Genomic DNA, 24,286 nt, shown 5'->3' with positions numbered 1-24,286 from the left:
TTCAGTGTGCGCGGTGCCCCGCCCCCATGTGCAAATGAGCCGGTCCGGCTACTTCACACCGGGGTACAGCGGGAACTTGTCGGCGAGCGCGACGACGCGGGCCTTCAGGTCGTCCGCGTCAGCCTCCCCAAGGGGAGAGGGCGCCTTCAGCGCCGACGCGATGATCTCGGCGACCTCGGTGAAGTCCGCCGTCTGGAAACCGCGGGTGGCGAGCGCCGGCGTGCCGATCCGCAGACCCGAGGTGACCATGGGCGGCCGCGGGTCGTTGGGGATGGCGTTGCGGTTGACCGTGATGCCCAGCTCGTGGAGCCGGTCCTCGGCCTGCTGGCCGTCCAGCTCGGAGTTGCGCAGGTCGACGAGGACCAGGTGCACGTCGGTGCCGCCGGACAGGACGGAGACGCCGACCTCGGTGACGTCCGGCTGCACCAGGCGCTCGGCCAGGATGCGGGCGCCGTCCAGGGTGCGCTGCTGGCGCTCCTTGAACTCCTCGGTCGCCGCGACCTTGAACGAGACCGCCTTGGCCGCGATCACGTGCTCCAGCGGACCGCCCTGCTGACCCGGGAAGACCGCCGAGTTGATCTTCTTGGCGAGCTCCTGGGTGGAGAGGATCACGCCACCGCGCGGACCGCCGAGGGTCTTGTGCGTGGTGGTGGTGACGACGTGGGCGTGCGGCACCGGGTTGGGGTGCAGGCCCGCGGCGACGAGACCGGCGAAGTGCGCCATGTCGACCATCAGGTACGCGCCGACCTCGTCCGCGATGCGGCGGAAGGCGGCGAAGTCCAGCTGGCGCGGGTAGGCGGACCAGCCGGCCACGATCAGCTTCGGCTTGGACTCCTTGGCGAGGCGCTCGACCTCGGCCATGTCCACGACGCCCGTGTCGTCGACGTGGTACGGGACCACGTTGTAGAGCTTGCCGGAGAAGTTGATCTTCATGCCGTGGGTCAGGTGACCGCCGTGGGCCAGGTTCAGGCCCATGATCGTGTCGCCCGGCTTCAGCAGCGCGAACATGGCGGCGGCGTTGGCCTGCGCGCCGGAGTGCGGCTGCACGTTCGCGGCCTCGGCGCCGAAGAGCGCCTTGATGCGGTCGATCGCGATCTGCTCGACCACGTCGACGTGCTCACAGCCGCCGTAGTAGCGGCGGCCGGGGTAGCCCTCGGCGTACTTGTTGGTCAGGACGGAGCCCTGGGCCTCCATGACCGCGACCGGAGCGAAGTTCTCCGAGGCGATCATCTCGAGGGTGGACTGCTGACGGTGGAGCTCGGCGTCGACAGCGGCGGCGACGTCCGGGTCCAGCTCGTGGAGGGAGGAGTTCAGAAGCGACATCAGGTGGTCCCTTGGGGTCTCAGTTGCCGGAGAACGCGGTGTACTCGTCCGCGGAGAGCAGATCTGCGGGCTCATCCGTGACGCGTACCTTGAACAGCCAGCCGCCTTCGAACGGAGCGGAGTTCACCAGGGACGGGTCGTCCACGACGTCCTGGTTCGCGGCCGTGACCTCGCCGGTCACCGGCGAGTACAGGTCGCTGACCGACTTGGTCGACTCCAGCTCGCCGCAGGTCTCGCCCGCGGTCACCGTGTCACCGACCTCGGGGAGCTGGGCGTAGACGACGTCACCGAGCGCGTTGGCCGCGTACTCCGTGATGCCGATCGTGGCCACACCGTCCTCGACGGCCGACAGCCACTCGTGCTCCTTGCTGTACCGCAGCTGCTGGGGGTTGCTCATGACCTGAATTCTCCTGTACGCGGGGGAGTGCTGATGAACGGTGGTCTTACGGTGTGAGACAGGACTGCGTCACGTACGCGGTGCCTGTCGCGCCCCGTGGTTCTACTTCTGGCGCTTGTAGAACGGCAGCGCCACGACCTCGTACGGCTCGTGGCTGCCCCGGATGTCCACGCCGACGCCCTCGGTGCCGGGCGTGGCGTGCGCGGCGTCGACGTACGCCATGGCGATCGGCTTGCCGAGCGTGGGGGAGGGCGCGCCCGAGGTGACCTCGCCGATGACCCGGCCGTCCGCGACGACCGAGAACCCGGCGCGCGGCACCCGGCGGCCCTCGGCCACCAGGCCGACGAGCTTGCGGGGCGGGGCGGTCTCGGCGCGCTCCGCGGCGGTCTCCAGCGCCTTGCGGCCGACGAAGTCGCCCTCCTTCTCGAACTTCACGACCCGGCCGAGACCGGCGTCGAACGGCGTCAGCGCCGTGGTCAGCTCGTGTCCGTACAGCGGCATGCCGGCCTCCAGGCGCAGCGTGTCGCGGCAGGAGAGCCCGCACGGGATCAGGCCACGCGAGGCACCGGCCTCGGTGAGGGCCGTCCACAGCTGCTCGGCGTGCCCGGGCGCGACGAACAGCTCGAAGCCGTCCTCACCGGTGTAGCCGGTACGGGCGATGAGCGCGGGAACCCCGGCGACCGTGCCCGGTAGCCCGGCGTAGTACTTCAGGCCGTCCAGGTCGGCGTCGGTGACGGCGGCCAGGATGGCGGGGGACTCGGGGCCCTGGACGGCGAGCAGCGCGTACGCGTCGCGGTCGTCGCGGACCTCGGCGTCGAAGCCCTCGGCGCGCGCGGTCAGGGCGTCCAGCACGATCTGGGCGTTGCCCGCGTTGGCGACCACCATGTACTCGGTCTCGCCCAGCCGGTAGACGATCAGGTCGTCCAGGATGCCGCCGTCCTCGGCGCAGATCATCGTGTAGCGGGCGCGGCCCACGGAGACGGTGCCGATGTTGCCGACGAGCGCGAAGTTCAGCAGCGCGACGGCCTCGGGGCCGGTGACGGTGATCTCGCCCATGTGGGAGAGGTCGAAGAGCCCGGCCTTCGTGCGGACGGCGTTGTGCTCGTCGCGCTCACTGGCGTACCGCAGGGGCATGTCCCAGCCCGCGAAGTCGGTCATGGTGGCCCCCAGCGAACGGTGCAGGGCATCGAGGGCTGTGAGGCGGGGGGCGGTGCTCATGGATAAAGGCTCCCAGGGCATGACGACGAGGACGATCCCTCCCCATCTGTCATCGGAACCTGAGAGGTTCGCCGAGAGACCCCGCAGGGGTTCGGCTTGCACCTTGGGTGGAGCCGCTGAGCGACTCGCTTTTCAGATCTGCCTCATCCACGCGGTACGGGGCCTGAGAGATTCAAGGGAGGATCTTGCTCCTTCGGCGCCCGGCACGGGGCCGGGACTCTCCCGCGCGGATTCGAGCGGCCTTTATGCAGTTGACGGGGTCATCATCGCACGCATTGCGGGAGAGTGGGGGGCCGGTACCGATGCCGGTCTCCTGCGGGATCCGGCGGGTCGGACGGTTGTGCCGCATTACCTTTTCTTTACACTTCTTGGGCAGGTGTGGGTCAGCCGACAGGGGGAGGGCGATGACGTTGCAGCGGTACGCGACGACCGCGGGGGTCGCGCACGGCGCACTGCCCGCACAGCCGGGGGTACCGGCCAGGGAGATCGTGGGCCCGCACGCGCCCGTCGTACGGGATCTGCGGCAGCGGGACGGGCGCAGCCCGCGCGGCCTGCACTTCGCGGCCGGCGACGTGGTGGTGGTCTCCGGGCTGCCCGGCAGCGGCAAGTCGACGCTCATTGACCGGGCCGTCTCGGAGCACGCCATCGACTCCCAGAACACCAGGGACCGCTGGGCGGCCCGGCTGCCCCGCTTACTTCCGTACGCCCTCTACCGCCCGCTCGTCCGCGTCGCCCACTACTGGGGGCTGTGGCGGGTGCTGCGCTCCGGCGCCTCCGTCGTCGTCCACGACTGCGGCACCCAGGCCTGGGTGCGCGGCTGGCTGGCCCGTGACGCCAGGCGCCGCGGCCGCACCCTGCACCTCGTCCTCCTCGACGTCACCCCGCGGACGGCGAGGGAAGGGCAGCGCGAGCGCGGACGCGGAGTGTCCGGGTACGCGTTCGCGCGGCACCGCAAGGCCGTGGGGCGGCTGCTGCGGGACACCGAGTCGGGTCTGCTGCCGCTCGGCTGCGCCTCGGCGGTGCTGCTGGACCGGGAAGCGGCGGGCCTGCTGACGCGGATCACATTCGCAGACGCACAGAGTGAGGCCTGAAAACGACCTGTCCGATGGCTGGACAGCCTGTGTGCGACTGGCGGGTACCGGGGGCCGCGGCGTTAACCTCTTGCTGCACGACATGGGGTGAGAGAGGGAACCAGTGGACATTCCGGCACCGGCCGGGCCCCATCCGCAGGGCGGATGGCCGGCCAACGAGCTCGAAGAAGTACTGAGCGCCTCGCTCGGCAGCCCGGAGGCGGGCGGCCGACTGGTGGAGGTGCTCGGCCGCAGCCACCTCTGGGTGCCCCTGCCCAACGGTGGCTCGCCGGACGCCACCGACCTGGATCTGCCGACGCTGGACGTCGAGGGCGCCCCGTACGTCCCCGTGTTCAGCTCCGAACACCAGTTCCTCACCTGCGTCGGCGCGCACATGTCGTTCACCGTGGCCCCCGCGCGCGAGTTCGCCCGGGGCCTGCCCCCGCAGCTCGGCATCGCGGTGAACCCGGGCGGTGCGGTCGGCATGCCGCTGCCGCCGCCCGCCGTCGCCGAGCTCTGCCGGGCCGGGCGCACCGTGCTGGACGGGCCCGCCAGTGGCGGCCGGGTCCGGCTGTACGAACCGGACTGGCAGCAGGAGCCCGTCGACTTCCTCTCCGCCGCGGCCGGTGAGTTCGAGGAGAGCGGCGTCGTGCTCAGCGCCCGCCGCGCCCTGGCCAGCATCGAGGGCGGCGACCCCGTCCTCTTCGTCGGCATCGAGTTCTCCACCTGGGACGGTGCCGGACGCAACGCCCCCATGGACGCCCTGGGGCGGGCCCTGGGGCGCGTCGAGGTGCCGTGGCCGGTCAACCTGGTGCTGCTCGACGTCGCTCAGGACCCGGTCGCCGACTGGATGCGGGCGCGGGTGCGGCCCTTCTACCAGCGCGCCGCCGAGTAGCGGTACGGCACGGGGACCGGCGGCGCGGGACGACGGCCCGGTCCCGCGGAGTCAAGTCGGTGTCAGGGCCGACGCATAAGCTGGTTTGATGGCTGGTGCCTCGGCACCGAGCCGTCCCCGAGAGCCCGGGAGCGGCAGCCGAGACGTTGGATCGAAGAGGGGCGGGACCCAGGGTGAGTGCGGCAGGCAGCGCGGCGGCCGGGCAGGTCGAGCACATGCTGCGCCAAGTGACGCCCGGGCGCTACGACGCGTACGAGGCGCTCCTCCAGGCACTGGCGGCCGACCGGATCTGGATGCTGCTCTGGCACGGCCGGGCAGGCTCGCCCGACGCCCAGTACGGGAACATGGAGATCGACGGCCTCGGCTACGCCCCCTGTGTCACCTCGGCCCAGGAGCTCTCCGCCAGCGGCTGGAACCGCGACCACGAGGTCGTCGGCGGCCGGGACATCGCCCGTGCGCTGTTCCCCGACCGCTGGGGCATCTGGCTGAATCCGCACGCCCCGGGCGGCGGAGTCGGCATCCCCTGGCTGGACCTGCGCCGGATCGCCACCGGCCTGGACCGGATGCCGGCCGGGCCGCTGCGGATCAGCGAACCCGCCATCGAGATCCCGCAGTTCTACGCGCAGCTCACGCAGCACGCCCACCGCACCCCCGCGATCCGCTCGCTGCGCCGCGCCTGGGTGCAGCCCGCGCTCGGCGTCCCGTACCTCGCCATCGGTCTCGATCTGTACGACACGAGCGGCCCGTCCGTCGACACCGTGCGGGCGATGATGCAGCAGTCCATCGGCACGGTCCCGGAGGGGCTCCCGGTGTCCACCGTCGCGATGGCCGACGAGTACGACCCGGTCGCGATGTGGCTGCGCGTCAACTCCCGTCCGTTCTACGACCGCGAGCCGCACGCCCCGGCCGGCCGGGGCGCGGTCGTCGCTCCCGGTTACGGATACCCGCAGGCGCCCGGCCCCGCCCCGCGCGCCTACTAGGCCCCGTTCAGGCCGGTCCCAGGACCGGACAAACGGCCCCTGGCTGGACAAGGTGCCCGCAGCGGTCGCCCAAATCGCCACTCAATAGAGCCTGTTGGGCGTCATGTCCGTTCTGGTGGATTAGCGGCCGAGTAGTCCGCTCACTCGATCAAGCTGTCCGGATAACGGAAGATCACTCAACGCATCACGGTTGAGCAAACATTCCCCGTCAGGGCTGGCGGGTGATCGCAAAAGGGCTGAAGACTCCACGGAGCAGGTGCTCCATGCCCTTCGCGCCCCACTCACGAGCAGGGCCCGTACGGCCGCGCACCGTCGCACGATTCAGGTTATGAAGAAGCCGCTACAGCGGCGGTCATGGGCCGGCCACCGCCGGCCGAGAGGGGTCTCCAGCGCAATGACGGCACCTATCGAGACCACCAGGGCGGATGCACAGCCCGAAGCGGTGCTGGAAGGCGCAGGCCGTAAGGAGATCGAAGGCCGCTCGCTCGGCCGTATCGCCTGGACCCGCTTCAAGCGGGACAAGGCGGCCATGGCCGGTGGCATCGTTGTCGTGCTGCTGATCCTCGCCGCCGTGCTGTCCAAGCCGCTCCAGTCGCTCCTGGGGCTCGACCCCAACGCGTTCAACCAGAGCCTGGTCGACCCCGTGATGCTGGCGCCCAAGGGCGACTTCGGCGGGATGAGCCTGGACCACCCGCTCGGTGTCGAGCCGCAGACCGGCCGCGACATCCTCGCGCGCATCCTCGAAGGCTCCTGGGTCTCCCTCGTCGTCGCCGTCGGCTCCACGCTGCTGTCCGTCGTCATCGGTGTCGTCATGGGTGTCGTGGCGGGGTTCTACGGCGGCTGGGTGGACAGCGTCATCAGCCGGCTGATGGACACCTTCCTCGCCTTCCCGCTGCTGCTCTTCGCGATCTCCATCTCCGCCTCCCTCCAGGGCAACGCCTTCGGGATGGAAGGGCTCACGCTGCGGATCGCGGTCCTGATCTTCGTGATCGGCTTCTTCAGCTGGCCCTACATCGGCCGCATCGTCCGCGCGCAGACCCTGTCGCTCCGGGAGCGCGAGTTCGTCGAGGCGGCCAGGTCGCTGGGCGCCCGCGGACCGTTCATCCTCTTCCGCGAGCTGCTGCCCAACCTGATCGCGCCGATCCTCGTGTACGCGACGCTGCTGATCCCCACGAACATCCTCTTCGAGGCGTCCCTGTCCTTCCTCGGCGTGGGTATCGCGCCGCCGCAGGCTTCCTGGGGCGGCATGCTCACCCAGGCGGTCGACCTCTACGAGGTGGACCCGATGTTCATGGTCATCCCCGGTATGGCGATCTTCATCACCGTGCTGGCCTTCAATCTGCTGGGGGACGGGCTGCGTGACGCACTCGACCCTCGTGGCAAGTAATCGCGGCAATGCCGCACTGGACTAGCGAGGGGGCTTTCCTCACCATGCAGAACAGAAAGACAGCAGCCGCCATAGCGGTGGCCGTAGCGGTGTCGCTCGGCGCCTCGGCGTGCAGCAGCGACTCGGACAGCGGCGGCAAGGGCGGTGGCGGCGGCAGCGCCAAGGCGGACGCCGGCCTGTCGAGCATCGTCAACGCGAGCGACAAGAAGGGGGGGACGGTCACGTACGAGCACTCCAGTGGCCCGGACTCCCTGGACCCCGGTAACACGTACTACGGCTGGGTGCAGAACTTCGCCCGCCTGTACGCGCGTTCGCTGGTGACCTTCAAGCCGGCCGCCGGCAAGGACAGCCTGCAGGTCGTTCCCGACCTGGCCACCGGCCTCGGCAAGGCCAGCGCGGACGCCAAGACCTGGACGTACACGCTCCGCAAGGGCGTGAAGTTCGAGGACGGCACCGAGATCACCTCGAAGGACGTCAAGTACGCCATCGAGCGCTCCAACTTCGCGCCGGAGGCCCTGTCCAACGGCCCGACGTACTTCAAGGCCTACCTCGATGGCGGCGACAAGTACAAGGGTCCGTACAAGGACAAGTCCGCCGAGGGCCTCAAGTCCATCGAGACCCCGGACGACCAGACGATCGTCTTCCACCTCAGCAAGCCGTTCGCCGACATGGACTACCTCGCCGCCTTCTCGCAGACGGCGCCGATCCAGCAGAAGGCCGACACGGGCGCCAGCTACGTGCAGAAGATGGTCTCCTCGGGCCCCTACAAGTTCTCGGCCTACGACGAGAGCAAGGGCGCGACGCTCGTCCGCAACCCGGAGTGGGACGCCAAGACGGACCCGATCCGCAAGGCGCTGCCGGACAAGATCGAGCTGAAGTTCAATGTCAACCCCACCACGGTTGACGACCACCTGCTCAACGACGTCACCACCGCGGACATCGCGGGCACGGGTCTGCAGTCCAAGACCCAGCCCAAGGTCCTGGTGAAGGCGTCGGAGAAGGCGAAGACGGACAACCCGTACGCCGGCGCCCTGCAGTACCTGGCGCTGAACGTCAACGTCAAGCCGTTCGACAACGTCGAGTGCCGCAAGGCCGTCCAGTACGCCGTCGACAAGCAGAGCATGGTCGACTCGATCGGCGGCTCGGTCAAGGGCGACCCGGCCAGCACGGTCATCCCCCCGACCGTCGCCGGTTACAAGAAGTTCGACCTGTACCCGAGCGAGGGCAGCAAGGGCGACGCGACCAAGGCCAAGGAGCACCTGGCCAAGTGCGGTCACCCGGACGGCTTCAAGACCACGCTGACGGCGCGTTCCGACCGTCCTGACGAGGTCACCGCCGCCACGCAGCTCCAGGGCAGCCTGAAGGCGATCGGTATCACCGCCGAGATCAAGCAGTTCCCGGCGGACAAGTACTTCACCGACTTCGCGGGTGTCCCGAACTGGGTCCACAAGAACAACGCGGGCATGATGATGATGGCCTGGGGTGCCGACTGGCCGACCGGCTTCGGCTTCCTCGACCAGATCGTGAACGGTACGGCCATCAAGCCGTCCGGTGGCACGAACCTGATGGAGCTCAACGACAAGGGGATCAACGAGCTCCTCGTCAAGGGCATCGGCACCGTCGACACCGCGGCGCGCAACGCGACGTGGGGCGAGGTCGACCAGAAGGTCCTGGAGAACGCCTCGGTCGTTCCGCTCTTCTACCGCAAGAACCTGCTGTACCGCCCGGACTCCGCGGCGAACGTGACCGTCACCGACGCGTACCTCGGCATGTACGACTACGTGCTCATGACGTCCACCAAGTAACACCTGTTCATCAAAAGCATCCCCTGAAAGGCAGGTGAAGGCGCCGGGCCGGCGGGCGTGACCCGTCCGCCCGCCCGGCGCCGCACGGCTGTGGCTGCGTACATCATCCGACGCGTATTCGCCGCGGTGTTGCTGCTGCTGGTGGTCAGCGCAGTCACGTTCGCGATCTTCTTCCTGGTGCCCCGCCTCGGCGGGCAGACCCTCGACTCCATGGCCGCCCAGTACGTCGGCAAGAGCCCCGACCCCGACGTCATCGCAGCGGTCAAGAAGAACCTGGGGCTCGACCAGCCCCTGTATCTCCAGTACTGGCACTTCATCAAGGGCATCGTCGTCGGCGCCGAGTACCAGTTCGGCCCCGACCCCGTCACCTGTAACGCGCCCTGCTTCGGGTACTCGTTCAAGACGCACACCGAGATCTGGCCGCAGCTCGTCGACCGCATCCCGGTCACGCTCTCGCTGGCCGTCGGTGCCGCCGTCATCTGGGTGGTGTCGGGTGTCGCGATCGGTGTCGTCTCCGCACTGAAGCGCGGTTCGTTCTTCGACCGCCTCTCCATGGGCGTCGCCCTCGCCGGTGTCTCCCTGCCGATGTTCTTCACCGGCCTGGTGGTCCTGGCGCTCTTCGGCAACGGGGAGTACGTACCGTTCACCGACGACCCGGTCGCCTGGGCGGGCAGTCTGGTCCTGCCCTGGTGCACACTCGCCCTGCTCTACTCCGCGCTCTACGCCCGGCTCACCCGGGCCGGGATGCTGGAGACGATGGGCGAGGACTACATCAGAACCGCGCGGGCCAAGGGCCTCAAGGAACGCAAGGTGGTCGTCAAACACGGGCTGCGCTCCGCGCTCACCCCGCTGGTCACGATCTTCGGTATGGACTTCGCGCTGCTGCTGGGCGGTGCGGTCATCACCGAACGGGTCTTCTCCTTCCAGGGCCTGGGCGCCTTCGCCATCCAGGGCGTGACCACCGCCGACCTTCCCAAGGTGATGGGCGTGACCCTGGTCGCCGCCTTCTTCATCGTTCTCTGCAACCTGCTGGTGGACCTCGTGTACGCCGCGATCGACCCCCGGGTGAGGCTCTCATGAGCGGCGCAACCAAGAAGGACTCCCAGGCAACGGACGCCGTACCGGCTCAGCGGTCCGGCGACGACCACGCGTTCCTCTCCGTACGCAACCTCAGCGTCCACTTCGACACCGACGACGGCCTGGTCAAGTCCGTCGACGGCGTCAGCTTCGACCTGGAGGCCGGCCAGACCCTCGGCATCGTCGGGGAGTCCGGCTCCGGCAAGTCCGTGACCTCACTGGGGATCATGGGCCTGCACACCTCGGAGCGCGCCCGGATCGGCGGCGAGATCTGGCTCGACGGCGAGGAGCTCATCGGTTCGGGCCCCGAGCGTGTACGGAAGCTGCGCGGCCAGAAGATGGCCATGATCTTCCAGGACCCGCTCTCCGCCCTGCACCCGTACTACAGCATCGGCGCGCAGATCGTGGAGGCCCACCGGGTCCACAACAAGGTCGACAAGAAGACCGCGAAGAAGCGCGCGATCGAGATGCTCGACCGCGTCGGCATCCCCGAGCCGCACCGCCGGTACGAGGACTACCCGCACCAGTTCTCCGGCGGTATGCGCCAGCGCGCGATGATCGCGATGGCCCTGGTCAACAACCCGCAGCTGCTCATCGCCGACGAGCCGACGACCGCCCTCGACGTCACCGTCCAGGCGCAGATCCTCGACCTCATCCGCGACCTGCAGAAGGAGTTCGGCTCGGCGGTCGTCATGATCACCCACGACCTCGGTGTGGTCGCCGAGATCGCGGACAGCCTGCTCGTGATGTACGCGGGACGGTGCATCGAGCGCGGCACCGCCGAGAAGGTGTTCTACGAGCCCCAGCACCCGTACACCTGGGGTCTGCTCGGCTCGATGCCCCGGATCGACCGTGAGCAGACCGAGCGGCTCATCCCGGTCAAGGGATCGCCGCCCAGTCTCATCAACGTCCCGTCGGGCTGCGCCTTCCACCCGCGCTGCCCGTACGCCGACGTGCCGCCCGACAACATCACCCGTACCGAGCGTCCGGAGCTGCAGCAGGTCAGCGACGGGCACTACTCCGCGTGCCATATGTCGCGCGAGCAGCGCGAACGGATCTGGACCGAAGAGATTGCGCCGAAGCTGTGACTGAGCTGAACAAGAAGACTCCCGCGCCCGCCGCGGCCGGGTCGGACGGGTCCGGTCCCGAGCCGCTCCTCAAGGTCGACGGCCTGGTCAAGCACTTCCCGATCACCAAGGGCGTGCTGAAGCGCAAGGTCGGCGCGGTCCAGGCCGTGGACGGGCTGTCCTTCGACGTGCGCCCCGGGGAGACCCTGGGCGTCGTCGGTGAGTCGGGCTGCGGCAAGTCGACCATGGGCCGGCTGGTGACCCGGCTCCTGGAGCCGACGGGTGGCCGGGTCGAGTTCCAGGGCCGCGACATCACCCACATGTCCGCGGGGAAGCTCCGGCCGATGCGCCGCGACATCCAGATGATCTTCCAGGACCCGTACGGCTCGCTGAACCCGCGCCACACGGTCGGCGGCATCGTCGGCACCCCCTTCCGGCTCCAGGGCGTCAAGCCCCAGGGCGGCGTGAAGGCGGAGGTCCAGCGGCTCCTGGAGCTGGTCGGGCTCAACCCCGAGCACTACAACCGCTACCCGCACGAGTTCTCCGGCGGCCAGCGCCAGCGCATCGGCATCGCCCGGGCGCTCGCGCTGAAGCCGAAGCTGGTCGTCGCGGACGAGCCGGTCTCGGCGCTGGACGTGTCGATCCAGGCGCAGGTGGTGAACCTGCTGGACGACCTCCAGGACGAGCTCGGGCTCACGTACATGATCATCGCGCACGACCTCTCGGTGATCCGTCACGTCTCGGACCGGATCGCGGTCATGTACCTGGGCAAGATCGTCGAGCTCGCGGACCGCAAGTCGCTGTACGAAGCGCCGATGCACCCGTACACGAAGGCGCTGATGTCCGCGGTGCCCGTGCCGGATCCGCGTCGGCGCGGTGCCAAGAGCGACCGGATCCTGCTCAAGGGCGATGTGCCGTCTCCGATCTCGCCGCCGACCGGCTGCCGGTTCCACACCCGGTGCTGGAAGGCCACGAAGATCTGCGGGACGACCGAGCCGCCGCTGCTCCAGCTGAAGACCGGACACCAGGTGGCCTGCCACCACCCGGAGAACGGTGAGGACTTGGCACCCGGGGACGCTCCGCTCGTCGCGGACGTCATCACGGTGAAGCCGGCCGCCACGACGGCCCCGGTCGCGGAGGCGGACGGCGCGGGCGCGGTGGCCGAGGAGGCCGCGGACCCCGGGACGCCCGCGGAGGCCTCCGCGCCGGAGGAGCCCGCCGAGACCGCCCCCGACGGGGACGGCGACGGCGAGCCCGGCGACAAGGGTTCCGCCGCGACACCCTCGGAAGCCTCCGAGGACAGCCCCAAGGAGTAGGACCGGCACAATTGCCCGGTGCTCAACGAACTGTTCACGCCCTCCGTCCAGCATGCGCTCGACATCGTCGGAATCTTCGTCTTCGCGATCTCCGGCGCTCTGCTCGCCGTACGCAAGAACTTCGATGTCTTCGGCATCGCGGTGCTCGCCGAGGTGACCGCGCTGGGCGGGGGGCTGTTCCGTGACGTGATCATCGGCGCGGTGCCGCCCGCCGCCTTCACGGACCTCGGGTACTTCACCACCCCGTTGCTCGCCGCAGGCCTGGTGTTCTTCCTGCACCCGCAGGTCGAACGGATCCAGGTCGGCGTCAACGTCTTCGACGCGGCCGGCCTCGGGCTCTTCTGCGTCACGGGGACGGTGAAGGCCTACGACTACGGCCTCGGACTGACCGCCTCTGCGGCGCTGGGCCTGACCACCGCGGTCGGCGGCGGTGTGCTGCGCGACGTGCTGGCCAACGAGGTGCCGTCGCTGCTGCGCTGGGACCGCGATCTGTACGCGGTGCCCGCCATCGTCGGAGCGGCCATGATCGTGCTCTGCATCCGCTTCGACGCGCTGAACGCCTTCACCAGCGGCTGCGCGGTGGTCACCGCGTTCGCTCTGCGGATCCTGGCGCTGCGCTACCGCTGGCGGGCCCCGCGCGCCTACAACCGGCGCTCGGCGACGCCGGACGAGGGATAGGGCGTGCCGTGAGGATCCCACGGGCTGAAGAAAAAGCTACCGCTCAGTAATGAGATCGATGTACGGTGCTCGCATGGCACAGGCAGCAACGCAGGCGGCACCGACCGCCCAGGCATCCATCGGGGACAGCGAGTTCGACCGCGACACCGCCGTCACCCCCCGCGAGGAAGGCGTCTACGACGCCGAGCTCTCCGCGGGCTGGACGATCATCCACGCCGTGAACGGCGGCTATCTGCTGGCCATGCTCGGCCGCGCCCTCGGTGAGGCCCTGCCGCACGCGGATCCCTTCTCGGTCTCGGCGCACTACCTCACCGCGTCCGTCCCCGGGCCTGCCGTGATCCGCACCCAGACCGTCCGCGGCGGGCGGACCCTCTCCACCGGCCAGGCCTCCCTCTTCCAGTACGCCGAGGACGGCACCGAGGTCGAGCGCATCCGGGTCATCGCCACCTACGGCGACCTGGACGCCCTGACCGACGACATCAGCACCTCGGCCGAGCCTCCGGCCATCCCGCCCCGCGAGCACTGCCTGGGTCCGTCGGACGGCCCCGCCCCGATCCCCGGCAGCTCCGCCATCACCGAGCGCCTCGACATCAAGCTCGACCCGGCGACCATCGGCTGGGCCATCGGGCAGCCGTCCGGCAAGGGCGAGATGCGCGGCTGGTTCGGGCTGGCGGACGGCCGCGACGCCGACGCGCTCTCGCTGCTGCTGACCGTGGACGCGCTGCCGCCGACCTCGTTCGAGCTCGGGCTCAAGGGCTGGACCCCGACCATCGAACTCACCACCCACATCCGCTGCCGCCCCGCCCCGGGCCCCCTGCGCGTCTCCATCACCACCCGCAACCTGGCGGGCGGCTTCCTGGAGGAGGACGCGGAGGTCTGGGACAGCGCGGACCGCCTGGTCGCCCAGTCCCGCCAGCTGGCCCGCGCACCGCGCAGCTGACACGTCGGGCCTCTCGTCCGGAATCGCCGGCCGGCCCGGGGGATGCTGGTCCGGTGAAATCCGACCGGCTGCTCTCGATCCTGCTGCTGCTCCAGACCCGCCGTCTGGTGCCCGCCACCGAGCTGGCCGAGCGCCTCGACGTCTCCGTGCGCACCATCTACCGGGACGTCGAGGCGCTCTCCGCGTCCGGGGTGCCCGTCTACGCCGAACGGGGCCGCCACGGGGGCATCGCCCTGCTGCCGGGGTTCCGCACCGACGTCACCGGGCTGACCGCTGACGAGTCGCGCGCCCTGTTCGTCCTGGCCGCGGACGGCGTCCACGCCGCGCTGGGCCTCGACGAGGCGATCGGCTCCGCCCTGCGCAAGGTGATGGCGGCGCTGCCCGCCCCGCACCGGCCCGCCGCCGAGCTGACCAGCCGCCGGATCCTCGTCGACCCGGTGCGCTGGACGGTCGGCCGGCGCGCCGCCGTCGACATCGGTGACCTGCACGACGCCGTGTTCGCCGACCGGCGGCTGCGGCTGCGCTACCGGCACAGCGGTACGCGGACCGCCCGCACCTACACCGTCGACCCGTACGGCCTGGTGGTGAAGGCGGGCGTCTGGTACCTGGTGGCCGACCGTGAAGGGGAGCCCCGGCTCTTCCGTGCCGACCGGGTACGGGAGGCCGTCCTCACCGAGGACGCGGTGGTCCGCAGGCCCGGCGTGGAGCTGGCGCAGGTCTGGGAGGAACTGCGCCGGCAGGTCGAGGAGCGGCAGGGTGAGGTGACCCTGCGGGTGCGGGTGCACCGTTCCCGGCTCGACCTCTTCCTGCGGCTGAACGCGGGCGTGCTCACCCGGGAGCCGATGCCCGAGGACGGGGGTGAGTGGGTGCGGGCCGAGCTCGCCGTGGAGTCGGTGGAGTGGGCGCGCTCCCTGCTCTCCTTCGGCCCGAACGTCGAGGTGCTGGCCCCGCCGGAGGCCCGCGCGGTCATGGCCGCGCACGCGGCCGCGGTCATGGCCCTGTACGGGGAGCCGGGGGCGTCCGCAGGAAGCGGGTGAGCGCGGCGGTCAGTTCCGCCGGTGCGTCCTCCTGCACGAGATGCCCGGCCCCTTCGATGATCCGCAGTTCGCCGCCGGGGACGAGCGCGGCCAGTTCATGGCCGCGTGCGACCGGGATCCAGGTGTCATCGGCGCCCCAGCAGATCAGCACCGGCACATCGATCTCCCCGTACCGGTGCTGGATCTCGTCGGTGAACCGCTGGTCGTTCTGGCTGATCTGCCGGTAGAAGGCGGGCTGCCCCGCCTCGGTGCACCAGGGCGCGACGAGCCGGTCCAGCACGGACGGAGACAGCCCGGGGCTGCTGGCGGAGCTCACGTACTCCCGCACGAGTGCCCGGTGCAGTGCGGGCGTCAACTGCTCGAAGACGTCCGGGTGTCCGCCGAGCAGCCGGTACGTGGGCGAGCCCCAGGGGGCCAGCGCCACCGGGTCGACCAGGGCCAGGCGGCGGTAGCGGGCGCCGTGCAGCAGATGGGCGCGCAGGGCTACGCAGCCGCCGAAGTCATGGGCTGCCACGGCCGGTTCGGCCAGCTGCCAGTGGTCGAGGAGCTCGGTGAGGACCCGGGCCTGGGAGCCGAGCGACACGTCCTGGCCCTCGAACTGCGCGGAGCCCCCGTACCCGGGCAGGTCCCAGACGAAGACCCGGTGCTCCTGGGCCAGCGCCCGGGCCACGCCTCGCCAGACGTACGAGGAGAAGGGCGTGCCGTGCACCAGCACGACGGGCTGTGCCCCGGCCGGGCCCAGGACGGCCCAGCGGACCTCCCCGGCGGAGCTGTGGAACGTACGGTCCAGGACCCATGTCTCATCGTTCATGCACCACAGCGTAGGAGCTCTGCTCCTTCAGGCTCCGGCGCTCGGTTCGGCCCCGTCCAGCCAGTGCAGGCGGCCGAGCGTGACCAGCCGCAGCCGGCGCCGGGCGACGTGGGCGACCTCCTCGTCCCCGTCCGGGCCGGTGTCCAGCATGGCCGAGGCGGTGATCACCATGTGGTCGACGTAGAGACCGCCCAGCATCAGCAGATCCTCCTCGCTCCAGCCCCGTGACCCGGGCTCGTCCGCGAGCGCCGCCGCCACCTCCTGCGCGAACCGCCGGAGCTGGGCCGCTATGGCCTCGCGGACCGGGCCGACGCCGCCGTGCTGCTCACGGGCGATGAAGCGGAAGTGGGCGGGCTGCTGCCGGACATGGCGGGTGATCAGCTCGACACCGCGGTCCAGCCGGACCTCGCTGTCGCCGGTCTCGGCAAGGATCGCGCCGATCATTCCGTGCAGGCTGCCCAGGGTCTGTTCGACCAGGGCCACCCCGAGCGCGGCGATGCCGTCGAAGTGCCGGTAGAAGGCCGTGGGCGTGACACCCGCGGCCCGCGTCACCTCGCGCAGGCCCAGGCTGCTCAGGCTCTGGTGCTCCAGCAGTCCGAGGGCCGCGTCCAGGAGCGCTTGCCTGGTCTTCAGCTTCTGGGTCTGGCGGATGCCGGCGGTGTGACTCATGCCATTCAGTAAACAACTGTTCTCCGGAGCGGGGAAGAGGAGTGCGGGTCTAGACTGACAAGTCAGTGCACAGTCGTACTCTCAATCATGGAAAGGCTGACCATGATCGTCCTTGTCGCCGCCCTGCTCCTGCTGGGGATCGTGCTGGGAGCAGTGGTCCAGATTCCGCTTCCGCTCTCCCTGGCGCTCGCCGCCCTGATCGGCTGCTGGCTCCTGGTCTTCGCCGTGCGTGAACGGGCGGGTGCACGCCGCCGCTCGCGCACGTGACCGGGTCGAACGCTGTCCGCCCAGGCGCATCCAGATCCGACAGATCCGAAGGAGTCCGCACGATGACACCCACCGCACTCACCCGCCGCTCCGGAGCCGACGCGACACTCACCCGCCGCTCCGGAGCCGCCGCGACACTCACCCGCCGCTCCGGAGCCGCCGCGACACTCACCCGCCGCTCCGGAGCCGCCGCGACCGGAACACCGGAGCCGGCCCGGCCCGCCGGCCACGGCACCACCCCGCCCGCATCGCCGCGGAGCTCCACCCGCGACGCGAACGGCCTCGCCGTCGCCTCGTTCGTGCTCGGCCTCGTCGGCCTGCTGGTGATGAACATCCTGCTCGGGCCGGCCGCCATCGTCATGGCGCTCGTCGCGCTGGCCCGCTCCACCGCCCGCCGCGGCCGCGCCCTGCTCGGGCTCGCGCTCGGCATCGCCGACCTGGTGGTCCTGGCCTTCCTCGTCACCGGAAACGGTGTCGTCGCCTGGAACTTCGGCGGCTGACAGGGCGCGGACCGCACCCCCCTCGCCCCACCGGATCGGGCTCCGGAACGGGGTGGCCGGGACGCCGCTCCCGGGGTGCGCGGGCACCGGGACCCCATGCGCCCGCCGTACGCCCCGCCGCGGGCTCGTAGAATCGAGCCCACCATGGCTTACCTCGACCACGCCGCGACCACGCCGATGCTGCCGGAGGCGATTGCGGCGATGACCGCGCAGCTCGCCGTCACCGGCAACGCGTCCTCACTCCACGCCGCCGGGCGCCGGGCCCGCCGTACCGTCGAGGAGTCCAGAGAGACCCTCGCCGACGCCCTCGGCGCACGCCCCAGCGAGGTGGTCCTCACCTCCGGCGGGACGGAGTCGGACAACCTCGCGGTGAAGGGCCTGTACTGGGCCCGCCGCGACGCCGACCCCCGCCGCACCAGGGTCCTGGCCAGCCCCGTCGAGCACCACGCGGTGCTGGACGCGGTCGACTGGCTCGCCGAGCACGAGGGCGCGACCGTCGAGTACCTCCCCGTCGACCGCTACGGACGCGTCCACCCCGACACGCTGCGCGAGGCGCTGGACCGTAACCCCGACGACGTCGCGATGATCACCGTGATGTGGGCGAACAACGAGATCGGCACCGTCATGCCGGTACGCGAACTGGCCGCGGTGGCGCGCGAGTTCGACGTCCCCATGCATGCCGACGCGGTACAGGCCTTCGGGCAGCTCGAAGTCGACTTCGCCCGCTCCGGGCTGGCCGCGATGACCGTGAGCGCGCACAAGGTCGGCGGCCCGTTCGGCGTCGGCGCGCTGCTGCTCGGCCGCGAGTACACCCCCGTACCCGTGCTGCACGGCGGCGGGCAGGAGCGCCATGTGCGCTCCGGCACCCTGGACGTGCCCGGCATCGCCGCGTTCGCCGTCGCGGGACGGCTGGCCGCCGACGGGCGCGAGGACTTCGCCCGGGAGATCGGCGGGCTCCGCGACGAACTCGCCGAGGCTGTCCTGGCCCAGGTCCCCGACGCCGTCCTCGGAGGCGACCCGGCGCCCGGCGGCCGGCTCCCGGCCAACGCGCACTTCACCTTCCCCGGCTGCGAGGGCGACTCCCTTCTCCTGCTCCTGGACGCCCAGGGCATCGAATGCTCCACCGGCTCCGCCTGCACGGCCGGGATCGCCCAGCCCAGCCACGTCCTGCTGGCCACCGGCACCGATCCGGACCTGGCCCGCGGCACCCTGCGCTTCTCGCTGGGCCACACCTCGACCAAGCAGGACGTCGAGGACGTGGCACGTGCGATCGGCCCGGCGGTGGAGCGCGCGAGGACGGCGGGGCTCAGCTGACGGCCTCCGGGGGACGTGCCGCTCCGCCTCAGACTCTCGCCGCGCGGACCAGTTTCATGTACCGGTCCCAGTCCCAGTGCTTCCCCGGGTCCGTGTGGTCGGTCCCCGGCACCTCCACATGGCCGATGATGTGCTCGCGGTCCACCGGGATGTCGTACCGCGCGCATATCGCCGCGGTGAGCCGGGCCGACGCCCCGTACATCGCCGCGGTGAAGCCCTGTGGGCGGTCCACGAAGCCCTCGTGCTCGATGCCCACGCTGTGCTCGTTGCAGGAGCGGTTACCGGCGTGGAACGCCACGTCCAGCTCGCGGATCATCTGCGTCACATGACCGTCCTTGCGCACCACGTAGTGCGCAGCCGCTCCGTGTGACGGGTCCTGGAAGACCCGGACCGCGCTGGTGAAGCTGCCCTGGGTGATGTGGATGACCACCCGGTCGATGTCGTAGTCGTCGGGTCGGTCCGCCCGCCGCCAGTTCTCCTCGGAGGCGGCCGTCCACGTGGCCCGTGCGTAGTCCACCTCGCCCGCCTTGCGCGGCTTCTCCACCCCGGGCAGCCGCCACCAGGCCCTCTTGAGCCGGTCCCGCGCCAGCGCCGCCGTACCCGCCGCCGTGACGACACCGCCGATCAGCACCGCGCGCCGGCTGATGCCGCTGCCGGTTCCCGATCCCGCGGGGCCCTTGGCGCCCGCCGTCCCCTTGGTCCCCATGTGATCGACAACGCTTATCCGCGAGCTTTCGGTTCCCGGGGACCCGTACCCTGGTGGAGCTATGACTCAGACTTCCCAGCGCCCCCTCCGTGTGCTCGCCGCCATGTCGGGCGGTGTCGACTCCGCCGTGGCGGCGGCCCGCGCCGCCGAGGCGGGCCACGACGTGACCGGCGTGCACCTCGCGCTCTCGGCCAACCCGCAGTCCTTCCGGACCGGAGCCCGAGGCTGTTGCACGATCGAGGACTCCCGTGACGCCCGCCGTGCCGCGGACGTCATCGGCATCCCCTTCTACGTCTGGGACCTCGCGGAACGCTTCCGCGAGGACGTCGTGGAGGACTTCGTCGCCGAGTACGAGGCGGGGCGCACCCCCAACCCCTGCCTGCGCTGCAACGAGAAGATCAAGTTCGCGGCCCTGCTCGACAAGGCCCTGGCGCTCGGCTTCGACGCGGTCTGCACCGGCCACTACGCGACCGTCGTCCTCGCCGACGACGGCAGCCGTGAGCTGCACCGTGCCTCCGACATGGCCAAGGACCAGAGCTACGTCCTCGGCGTCCTCGACGAGCGCCAGCTCGCCCACGCGATGTTCCCGCTCGGCGACACCCTCACCACCAAGGACGAGATCCGCGCCGAGGCCGAGCGCCGGGGCCTCGCGGTCGCCAAGAAGCCCGACAGCCACGACATCTGCTTCATCGCCGACGGCGACACCCAGGGCTTCCTGGCGGACCGCCTCGGCGGCAAGGCGGAGGGCGACATCCTCGACGAGTCCGGTACGAAGCTCGGCACCCACGAAGGCGCCTTCGGCTTCACCATCGGCCAGCGCAAGGGCCTGCGCATCGGCCACCCGGCCGCCGACGGCAAGCCGCGCTACGTCCTGGACATCTCCCCGGTGAACAACACGGTGACGGTCGGCCCCGTCGAGGCCCTCGACGTGACCGCCCTCACCGCGATCAGGCCCCGTTGGTGCGGCACCCCGCCGTCAGGGCCCGGCACGTACACCGCCCAGCTCCGCGCCCACGGCGGCGAGACCGAGGTGAGCGCCGAGCTGGTGGACGGGACGCTCAGCGTCGCCTTCACCGAGCCGGTACGGGGCGTGGCCCCCGGCCAGGCGATCGTGCTGTACGACGGGACGCGCGTGGTCGGGTCGGCGACGATCGCGACGACGGTACGGCGGGAGACTGCGGCGGCCGCTTCCGACTGAGTGCCCCTACCCGGTCCGTGGCGCACCGTAGGAGAACCGGTGCCCGGCGAAGTCGGCGACATGGACGTACCCGATGCGCCGGTAGAGGGCGTTGCTGGTGGGGTTGTCCGGGTCCGTGAACAGGACGACGTCCGTCGCGCCCGCGGCCAGGGCCGCCCTGCTCGCCTCGGCCGTCACGGCTCCCGCGTAGCCGTGGCCGCGGAGGCGGGCCGGGGTGTAGACGGGGTCCACACGGACCATGCCGCCGACGAGCGAGGTCGCGGCCGCCATCGAGACGGGGGTGCCGTCCGGGGTCTCCCAGAACGTGAAGTGCCGGTCGCCGAAACGCGAGTCGTCCCAGGCCCCGGCGTCGATCAGGTCGATGGAGGGCTGTTCCCCGACATCGACACAGAACTCACGGCACCAGCGCACGACCTGCTCGCGGTCCCCGGCGCCCACGACGCGGCCCCGGCCCTCCGGCGGCGGCAGCGGCGGGGGAGTGAGCGTGCCGAGACGGTAGAGATGCGTGCGCCAGAAGGGCCGGGACGCCGCCCCCGTGTGCCGCTGCCACGACACGGCGAAAGCGCCTGCGGTGTCGTGGTCCGCGATGACGTGGGCGGGGGAGACGCCGAGGCCCGCCAGATGGGCGGCGAGGGCGTCCGTCCGCTCGGGTGACAGGGGCGTGAGACCCAGGCGGCCACGCGGGGTGAGGTAGAGGATCGCGACGACGCTGCCCGATGACTCCAGCCGGCCGAACACGGTGGCTGCGGCGTCGTGGCCGGCGGCCCTTCGGGTCCGCAGCTTCTCTATGTCCGTCAGGGGCGTGTTGTGCAGGGCGGGGTGCGAGCGCAGGAAGTCTCCGGCCCGGGCGAGGAAGTCGTCAACGTCTTGGGTGAGGTGCCAGCCGTCCGGGAGCATGCTCCATGATCTCGGACGGCCCGCACCGTATGCACCCCCCGGTGCCCCGCGCGGCAACGCCCGACCCCTGTACGGGCGTGGCCGCGCGGGGTGCTCGGCCCCCGGCCCGCCCGTGTGTACTCAGGACGCCTGGCGCACGTACACGTCCCGCGTGAAGAACTCCGCCAGCACCGGGGCGACCGCCTGCGGTGCCAGTTCCCGCATCTGCCCGGTCAGGGTGCGGTGCCGGCCCCGGGGCAGGGCGTCGGCCAGCAGCCGGGTCGACGCCCTCGCGGTGGCCGGGCTGAACCCGCCGCAGACCACCAGGGTCCGCGCCGTCACCGAGGCGAACCGCTCGGCCGGAACCGCGCCGTCGCCCAGCACCGCGTCGTCGTAGGCGAGTGTGTGTGCCACGGACTCCAGGGTCCGCCACAGCGGCGCCCGCCGCATCCTGGCGATCGTGTCGGCCGCGACCCCCGTCACGGTCAGGAACAGCTCCACCGCCCCGCCCCGGTCGCCGGCGGACAACAGCCGGTGCAGCCGGGCCGTGCAGCCGGCCTTGAAGAGGAGGCCTTCGGCGCCCGGGGTGTACGGCGGCTCGTACACCGCGAGCCCGGCAGCAGGGAGCCCGGCCGCCAGCGCCTCCAGGGCCAGCGCGCCGCCGGCCCCGACGCCGAACACCGAGGGCCGTCCGCCCACCGCCTCCGCGAGCACCGCCAGATCCTCGATCTCGCGCTCCACCGCGTAGGGCGACCCGTCCCCGCTGGCGCCCCGGCCACGCCGGTCGTACGTGACGACCTCGAAACGCGGCGCGAGGAGCCGGGCCAGCGGGGCCTCGGTCTCCGCGGTGCGCAGCGCCCCGCCCACCAGGATCAACGGCGGTCCTTCGCCCCGGCGCCGGTAGGCGATCAGGGTGCCGTCGCGGGAGAGAGTCTTGTCCATGTGGAGGTGGACTGCGGGGCGTGCGGAAACTCATCGTTCTCCGCGGAAACTTTCTGAACTTTCTCTTCTCCGCAGCTCGGAAGGGGTGTTGACGCTGTCTCGGCTGTCAGGCGGTGACCGCCTCGGTGTCGTAGAAACAGAAGTGGTCCTTGATCGCGGCCACTTCGGACTTCGGCTCCGGGTACGCCCAGACGAGATCGGCCGCCCCGGGCAGCGACCAGTAGGAGGCGTCCCCCTTGAACGGACAGTGGGTCCGGGTGTCCGACGCCGTCAGCAGTTCGGTACGGACGTCCTCGGGCGGCAGGTAGTAACGGACCGGGCAGCCCGTCTCGCGCAGCACGAGCGGGTGCCGGCTCTCGGCGAGCAGCACTCCGTCCCGGACCACGCGCACATGCTCGGTGCCTGGCTCGACGGTGATGCGGTGTCCTCGGGTGGCAGTCATGTGGTGTTCAGCCCCGTGCGGCGCGGGTTTCTTCCCCGGATGCGGCGCTGTCCGTGCCGGCCTCTAACGTGGCAGTCATGAAGATCTGCGTTTTCCTCTCCGCCGCCGACCTCGACGACCGCTACACCGTGCCCGCCCGTGAGTTCGCCGAGCTGATCGGCCGCGGCGGGCACACCCTGGTCTGGGGCGGCTCGGAGAGCGGGCTGATGAAGGTCGTCGCGGACGGCGTGCAGGAGGCGGGCGGGAAGCTCGTCGGGGTGTCGGTGGACTTCCTCGCCGCGAAGGCGCGGACGAACGCCGACGAGATGGTGATCGCCCGGGACCTCGCCGAGCGCAAGGCGCTGCTCCTGGAGAAGTCCGACGCGGTCGTGATCATGGTGGGCGGCACCGGCACGCTCGACGAGGCCACCGAGATCCTGGAGCTCAAGAAGCACGGCAAGACCACCAAGCCCGTCGTGCTGCTCAACACGGCGGGGTTCTACGACGGTCTGCGCCAGCAGTTCCAGCGCATGGAGGACGAGGGCTTCCTCCCGCTCCCGCTGACCGACCTGGTGTTCTTCGCGAAGGACGGGATCGGCGCCCTGGCCTACCTGGAGGAGTGGGCCGGCCTGCAGTGACGTGCGGGCGGTGAGACACCGGGTGCGACGATGGGCGTATGTCCACTCACCTCATCACCGGTGCCGGTTCCGGCATCGGCGCAGCCGTCGCCCGCCGTCTCACGGAGCGCGGCGACGAGCTCGTCCTGCTGGCCCGTGACGCGGGCCGCGCCAAGGAACTGGCCGCGCTCCACCCCGGCGCCCGCACGCTCGTCGGCGACCTGTCCAACCCCGACCGGCTCTCCTGGGCCTTCGGCCAGCAGCCGATGCCGGAGCGGCTCGACTCGCTGCTGCACATCGCGGGCGTCGTCGAACTCGGCCGCGTCGGCGAGCTCACCCCCAAGGCCTGGCACTTCCAGCTCAACGCCAACCTGATCGCCCCGGCCGAACTGACCCGCCTCCTGCTGCCCCAGCTGCGGGTCGCCCAGGGCCATGTCCTCTTCGTCAACTCCGGAGCCGGGCTCTCCGCGAGCCCCGAGTGGAGCGCGTACGCCGCCAGCAAGCACGGACTGAAGGCCCTCGCCGACTCGCTGCGTCACGAGGAGCACGAGAACGGCGTACGGGTGACGTCCGTGTACCCGGGACGTACGGCCAGCCCCATGCAGGCCAAGGTCCACCAGCAGGAGGGCAAGGAGTACGACGCCTCGCGCTGGATCGACCCCGAGTCCGTCGCCACCACGATCCTGATGGCGCTCGACCTGCCCCGCGACGCCGAGGTCAACGACCTCACGGTGCGCCCCGGCCGCTGACGGCCCGCGTGGGGATCGGCCGCTGA

The 24,286-nt window shown here is 70.9% G+C and carries 26 protein-coding genes and 1 riboswitch; of the genes, 17 read left to right on the top strand and 9 right to left on the bottom strand.

Annotation, left to right across the window (positions count from 1 at the left end; translation table 11 throughout):
- Positions 1-48: 48 nt before the first annotated feature.
- The 3 genes from glyA to gcvT form a co-directional block, all read right to left on the bottom strand.
- Positions 49-1,323: a serine hydroxymethyltransferase gene (gene glyA, locus OG959_RS09455; RefSeq protein ID WP_326657756.1), complete on the bottom strand. Its 1,275-nt coding sequence runs from the start codon at positions 1,321-1,323 to the stop codon at positions 49-51.
- 19 nt (positions 1,324-1,342) lie between these two features.
- Positions 1,343-1,720, bottom strand: a complete 378-nt coding sequence (gcvH, locus tag OG959_RS09450) for a glycine cleavage system protein GcvH (RefSeq protein ID WP_148020931.1) — start codon at positions 1,718-1,720, stop codon at positions 1,343-1,345.
- A gap of 102 nt (positions 1,721-1,822) precedes the next feature.
- Entirely contained in the window at positions 1,823-2,938 is a 1,116-nt protein-coding gene (gene gcvT, locus OG959_RS09445; RefSeq protein WP_326657755.1) for a glycine cleavage system aminomethyltransferase GcvT, read from the bottom strand.
- Positions 2,939-3,080: 142 nt separating this feature from the next.
- A riboswitch (glycine riboswitch) is annotated at positions 3,081-3,173 on the bottom strand.
- Between the two features lie 169 nt (positions 3,174-3,342).
- Here gcvT and OG959_RS09440 point away from each other — a divergent pair.
- From OG959_RS09440 to OG959_RS09390, 11 genes are all read left to right on the top strand, one after another.
- Positions 3,343-4,029, top strand: a complete 687-nt coding sequence (locus OG959_RS09440; protein WP_326657754.1) for an AAA family ATPase — start codon at positions 3,343-3,345, stop codon at positions 4,027-4,029.
- A gap of 103 nt (positions 4,030-4,132) precedes the next feature.
- Positions 4,133-4,903, top strand: coding sequence for an enhanced serine sensitivity protein SseB (locus tag OG959_RS09435; protein WP_326657753.1), 771 nt, complete (start codon positions 4,133-4,135; stop codon positions 4,901-4,903).
- A gap of 173 nt (positions 4,904-5,076) precedes the next feature.
- The gene (locus OG959_RS09430) at positions 5,077-5,883 is read left to right on the top strand and encodes an enhanced serine sensitivity protein SseB C-terminal domain-containing protein (protein WP_326657752.1); all 807 of its coding nucleotides are present in this window, start codon (positions 5,077-5,079) and stop codon (positions 5,881-5,883) included.
- Between the two features lie 394 nt (positions 5,884-6,277).
- Complete coding sequence (locus OG959_RS09425; protein WP_326657751.1) at positions 6,278-7,270, top strand: ABC transporter permease; 993 nt, start codon at positions 6,278-6,280, stop codon at positions 7,268-7,270.
- 44 nt (positions 7,271-7,314) lie between these two features.
- Complete coding sequence (locus OG959_RS09420) at positions 7,315-9,075, top strand: ABC transporter substrate-binding protein (RefSeq protein ID WP_326657750.1); 1,761 nt, start codon at positions 7,315-7,317, stop codon at positions 9,073-9,075.
- Between the two features lie 90 nt (positions 9,076-9,165).
- The gene (locus OG959_RS09415; RefSeq protein ID WP_326666302.1) at positions 9,166-10,155 is read left to right on the top strand and encodes an ABC transporter permease; all 990 of its coding nucleotides are present in this window, start codon (positions 9,166-9,168) and stop codon (positions 10,153-10,155) included.
- Entirely contained in the window at positions 10,152-11,240 is a 1,089-nt protein-coding gene (locus OG959_RS09410; RefSeq protein WP_326657749.1) for an ABC transporter ATP-binding protein, read from the top strand. The genes OG959_RS09415 and OG959_RS09410 overlap by 4 nt, the downstream gene beginning before the upstream one ends.
- Positions 11,237-12,535: an ABC transporter ATP-binding protein gene (locus OG959_RS09405; RefSeq protein WP_326657748.1), complete on the top strand. Its 1,299-nt coding sequence runs from the start codon at positions 11,237-11,239 to the stop codon at positions 12,533-12,535. The genes OG959_RS09410 and OG959_RS09405 overlap by 4 nt, the downstream gene beginning before the upstream one ends.
- A gap of 18 nt (positions 12,536-12,553) precedes the next feature.
- A complete protein-coding gene (locus OG959_RS09400; RefSeq protein WP_326657747.1) occupies positions 12,554-13,213 on the top strand; it encodes a trimeric intracellular cation channel family protein in 660 nt (219 codons plus the stop codon).
- Between the two features lie 73 nt (positions 13,214-13,286).
- Positions 13,287-14,153: a thioesterase family protein gene (locus tag OG959_RS09395; protein ID WP_326657746.1), complete on the top strand. Its 867-nt coding sequence runs from the start codon at positions 13,287-13,289 to the stop codon at positions 14,151-14,153.
- Between the two features lie 53 nt (positions 14,154-14,206).
- Entirely contained in the window at positions 14,207-15,190 is a 984-nt protein-coding gene (locus tag OG959_RS09390; RefSeq protein WP_326657745.1) for a helix-turn-helix transcriptional regulator, read from the top strand.
- Here the strand turns inward: OG959_RS09390 and OG959_RS09385 are convergent.
- Both OG959_RS09385 and OG959_RS09380 read right to left on the bottom strand, forming a co-directional pair.
- Positions 15,144-16,001, bottom strand: a complete 858-nt coding sequence (locus OG959_RS09385; protein WP_326657743.1) for an alpha/beta fold hydrolase — start codon at positions 15,999-16,001, stop codon at positions 15,144-15,146. The genes OG959_RS09390 and OG959_RS09385 overlap by 47 nt on opposite strands.
- Before the next feature lie 27 nt (positions 16,002-16,028).
- Positions 16,029-16,670 carry a TetR family transcriptional regulator gene (locus OG959_RS09380; protein WP_326657742.1) on the bottom strand — a complete coding sequence of 214 codons (642 nt, stop codon included), beginning with the start codon at positions 16,668-16,670 and terminating at the stop codon, positions 16,029-16,031.
- A gap of 87 nt (positions 16,671-16,757) precedes the next feature.
- Between OG959_RS09380 and OG959_RS09375 the strand changes: the two genes are divergently transcribed.
- From OG959_RS09375 to OG959_RS09365, 3 genes are all read left to right on the top strand, one after another.
- The gene (locus tag OG959_RS09375; protein ID WP_326666853.1) at positions 16,758-16,937 is read left to right on the top strand and encodes a hypothetical protein; all 180 of its coding nucleotides are present in this window, start codon (positions 16,758-16,760) and stop codon (positions 16,935-16,937) included.
- A gap of 62 nt (positions 16,938-16,999) precedes the next feature.
- Positions 17,000-17,437 carry a DUF4190 domain-containing protein gene (locus OG959_RS09370; RefSeq protein ID WP_326657741.1) on the top strand — a complete coding sequence of 146 codons (438 nt, stop codon included), beginning with the start codon at positions 17,000-17,002 and terminating at the stop codon, positions 17,435-17,437.
- Between the two features lie 144 nt (positions 17,438-17,581).
- Positions 17,582-18,751, top strand: a complete 1,170-nt coding sequence (locus OG959_RS09365; RefSeq protein WP_326657740.1) for a cysteine desulfurase family protein — start codon at positions 17,582-17,584, stop codon at positions 18,749-18,751.
- A gap of 28 nt (positions 18,752-18,779) precedes the next feature.
- On the opposite strand, the gene OG959_RS09360 is transcribed toward OG959_RS09365, so the two are convergent.
- Entirely contained in the window at positions 18,780-19,457 is a 678-nt protein-coding gene (locus OG959_RS09360; protein WP_326657739.1) for an N-acetylmuramoyl-L-alanine amidase, read from the bottom strand.
- 61 nt (positions 19,458-19,518) lie between these two features.
- On the opposite strand from OG959_RS09360, the gene mnmA reads away from it, so the two are divergent.
- Complete coding sequence (gene mnmA / locus OG959_RS09355; protein ID WP_326657738.1) at positions 19,519-20,655, top strand: tRNA 2-thiouridine(34) synthase MnmA; 1,137 nt, start codon at positions 19,519-19,521, stop codon at positions 20,653-20,655.
- A gap of 6 nt (positions 20,656-20,661) precedes the next feature.
- On the opposite strand, the gene OG959_RS09350 is transcribed toward mnmA, so the two are convergent.
- The 3 genes from OG959_RS09350 to OG959_RS09340 form a co-directional block, all read right to left on the bottom strand.
- Complete coding sequence (locus OG959_RS09350; protein ID WP_326657737.1) at positions 20,662-21,552, bottom strand: GNAT family N-acetyltransferase; 891 nt, start codon at positions 21,550-21,552, stop codon at positions 20,662-20,664.
- 120 nt (positions 21,553-21,672) lie between these two features.
- Complete coding sequence (locus tag OG959_RS09345) at positions 21,673-22,473, bottom strand: alpha/beta fold hydrolase (protein WP_326657736.1); 801 nt, start codon at positions 22,471-22,473, stop codon at positions 21,673-21,675.
- Positions 22,474-22,579: 106 nt separating this feature from the next.
- Positions 22,580-22,915, bottom strand: a complete 336-nt coding sequence (locus OG959_RS09340) for a DUF427 domain-containing protein (RefSeq protein ID WP_326657735.1) — start codon at positions 22,913-22,915, stop codon at positions 22,580-22,582.
- 77 nt (positions 22,916-22,992) lie between these two features.
- Here OG959_RS09340 and OG959_RS09335 point away from each other — a divergent pair, with 77 nt between their 5' ends.
- Positions 22,993-23,532, top strand: a complete 540-nt coding sequence (locus OG959_RS09335) for a TIGR00730 family Rossman fold protein (protein WP_326657734.1) — start codon at positions 22,993-22,995, stop codon at positions 23,530-23,532.
- A 38-nt stretch (positions 23,533-23,570) separates the two neighbouring features.
- Entirely contained in the window at positions 23,571-24,260 is a 690-nt protein-coding gene (locus OG959_RS09330) for an SDR family oxidoreductase (protein ID WP_326657733.1), read from the top strand.
- The last annotated feature ends 26 nt before the right edge of the window (positions 24,261-24,286 follow it).

Source organism: Streptomyces sp. NBC_00385, from assembly GCF_035917155.1.
Classification (GTDB): domain Bacteria; phylum Actinomycetota; class Actinomycetes; order Streptomycetales; family Streptomycetaceae; genus Streptomyces; species Streptomyces poriferorum.
The sequence above is the reverse complement of the archived record's forward strand: the minus strand, read 5'-3'. Positions and strand labels throughout refer to the sequence as shown.